At 52.7% G+C, this 2,869-nt stretch carries 1 protein-coding gene; it reads right to left on the bottom strand.

Annotation, left to right across the window (positions count from 1 at the left end; all coding sequences use genetic code 11):
- Positions 1 to 152: 152 nt before the first annotated feature.
- Positions 153 to 2,516: a hypothetical protein gene (locus F3H26_RS19175; protein ID WP_149777561.1), complete on the bottom strand. Its 2,364-nt coding sequence runs from the start codon at positions 2,514 to 2,516 to the stop codon at positions 153 to 155.
- Positions 2,517 to 2,869 lie beyond the last annotated feature (353 nt).

Raw genomic sequence — 2,869 nt, 5'->3', positions numbered from 1 at the left:
TCCAGAGTGTCCGCTCAAGATTCTTTTTCTGCTCGTTCGTCAATGATTTACCTCCTAATCCCGTCTACTCAATACCTATCAATCTGATTTCCGGCAATGAAAGACAAAACCATCTTGGCAGGTAGATTGGTCCGTCAAGGGCAACACGGAAATCAAACCTGGCTTCTCCGGGACCGCTCGAACCGCTTTCCGACAGGGGTTCCTGCATAGAGCCAAGGGCGGTAAAGCGTTCGGTAGAGGTTCGGCACCTGCAAAGCCCCACACTTATCTCGGACATGGGCTTCAATACCATGGCGCATCGCTGGAGTTTTCTTCTGCGGCGTGCGTTTATTCAATGGTCGAAGCGGTATCAGTTCGTCTGTGCCCGGATAGCGGATAGCCCAGTGACTACTACTACGGCCCTTGGTTTCCTTTTCCTCATTGTGCGGAGCCACATAGGGCCGCAACTCGAAGTAGTTGTAGTGGACCCGGAAAATATTCAGCAACGAGATCAGTATCCGCGGATTGAACATGGCTCCTTGGACATAGGACCCACCGACCCGGGCGCCACCGCCAGCGCGAACGGTCGCGCCGAGGCGTTCGCGAACCGCATTCATAAAAGTCGACACTGGCTGCAGAGTTGCGTTGTATACGAGTTCGGCGATCTCATTCTTCACTTCATGATCCAGCGTCTGGACATCCGTGTTGAAAGGCAATGGCCGCAACTCATTTCGCAACCAGGTGCCAACGAGAGGGAAGCCGACCGTCTTGTCGAGTTCTCCACTGGCTTGCGTCGGAGTCTGCACCCAAAGCGATGGCATAAAGGCCTGTTCAAAGTTTGATATGGGAAATGGGCGATCACCCTTTGATCCGGTGCGAACGGCAGTTTTCATCTTTTCAGCGATGAATGCTTTGGTGATTTCCTGTGGATCCTGTCCCAGATCGAAACGTTTGTCGTATAGCCCTTCATTGTAAAACTTCTGCCATTGATCCCGGTAATCTTTCACCTTCCGAAGGATCTCCGGCTTCTTGGCCTTTTTGTTAAAAGCCATAGCGAGCCAAACGAAACGGTTCTGCTGGATTTCGTCTCGGAAGATGTGAGGCAACAAGCGCGGAAGCGTTGCCTCTTGCTCGGTGGTCAGAATAATCGAGCCGGCTGGAAGCATCTCCTTCAACGCAACAAAATGCGCGGCCTTCGTATAAATATCCCTGGTCGTCATGCCGCGAAACGATCCGCCTGTATGTTCGGCGTCCACCTTGAAGCCAAACCAGTCTTGACCAATAAGCCGGACTGTATCGATTTCCCTTTCCACACGGGAGAGAATGGCCTGAAGTTGGGCATCCTTTTTCCCCATTGCGCGACTGGCGCGTTTCATGAAAGCCTTCAGTTCGTTCTCACATGCGGCGAAAAAATGTGGTTCATGATAGCGTCCCGTAGGCCGCTGCCATGCAAACAACGGCATTCTGCTGCCTCCCGCTCTGGCCGGCGACCAAGCAATATTCTGGGGCATTCCCATTTCGTCGAGGAAGCTCTGCCGAAAGAACTCAATAGGGGAAACGGTTGGGTCGAAATCGACGTCGATCCGATAGACGTATCCGCTGTCGACATCTGCAGTAACAGCACAGTTCAGCTGAGTGGTGGCCCGTGTTGATGAGGCCTCCCAGTTCACAGACAGGATTAGGTCGTCATGACTTAGGCGATGCACGGTTTCTTTGCGCGACCTCTCTTTCTTTTTCTTCCAGCGCTTGAGCATCTCGCGTTCGTAGGCCAAGAAGACTTGCTCGAACCAAGCAATCCGGTCGTAAATCCGACTGATGCCTATCTTGCTTCCAGTGCCGTTTGCCCCCAGGATTCTTCGCACGTCGTTGATCCCTGCACTGTTCACCAGAGCATTTAGAATCCTGATGTTATCTTTTGTGGTTTTTTGCCTTGCGTGCGGGATCGAAATCGTGAAACGCGCGCCGCGGCAACCTTTGCACGGACGATGAATAACGCGGATGGCCTTTGGGGCAGATCCCCCGCCAGCTGTTTTCCTTTGATGAGCGCCGTTCATGGAAAACTCTTCCGGTGCGTCCAGATAGCGCCGCCCACAGGCCCCGCAAGCGGGACCGTTTAGAACACCATTCATATTTCGAAGTCGGTCGACTTCGGCGTTCAGGTGGTCTTCGGAGAGGATAGTGAACTTGGTTCCACAGATGGTTCCATTCAGGAGCTCCGCCCGACAGGTCATTGTTCGATTGTCGCGCCATTCGAGCGGGTCTTTTTTGCGCTCGAAGGCCCGGCACACACGAGCGTTCTCCTTGTCTGTTCCGGTGAGCGTGTATGATCCGGGCCTATGTAGTTGAAAATACTGCACCGCCGCCGCAGTTTCGCACCGAGTCTTTTTCCTGCCAACACGCGGCAGGCGTTTCGGAACTGCGCGAAATCCAAAGCCGAAAGCCCGACAATCCGGGTTTGGGCAGGAGTTCAAACCGACGGGTCCGTGTTCTGGACAAATCTCTTCGAGATCTACGCTGAAGCTTGCCAAATCTGCCATGGATCCTCCGGCCACTGCCGCGAATCCACCCTCGCTTTTTTCTTGTCCTCTAATGGTCTTAGGGGCTGAGCGGAAGTGGCTTTGCGGCGCAATGAGACAACGCCGCCGAAGCGGCAAGACAAGCTTGCGGGATATGGATATTGGCTATATGTTCAAAAAACGAAGCGATCATCAGTCGTTTTTTGGAACTTTTATTCACTAAAAACTGCGGGCAGATCTGCGTAGAAAAATCTACGCAGATTTAGTTGTTTTCGATGCTGGAAGCCGCATTTTTCTGGATTAAAAAACAAAAGCTTGCCAGCAAATGATGGCAAGCTTTTTTCTCTTCATGCCCCACGACGCGGAATGCGTCA

Source organism: Ruegeria intermedia, from assembly GCF_900129345.1.
Classification (GTDB): Bacteria; Pseudomonadota; Alphaproteobacteria; order Rhodobacterales; family Rhodobacteraceae; genus Ruegeria; species Ruegeria intermedia.
This window is presented reverse-complemented; position numbering and strand designations above follow the sequence as displayed.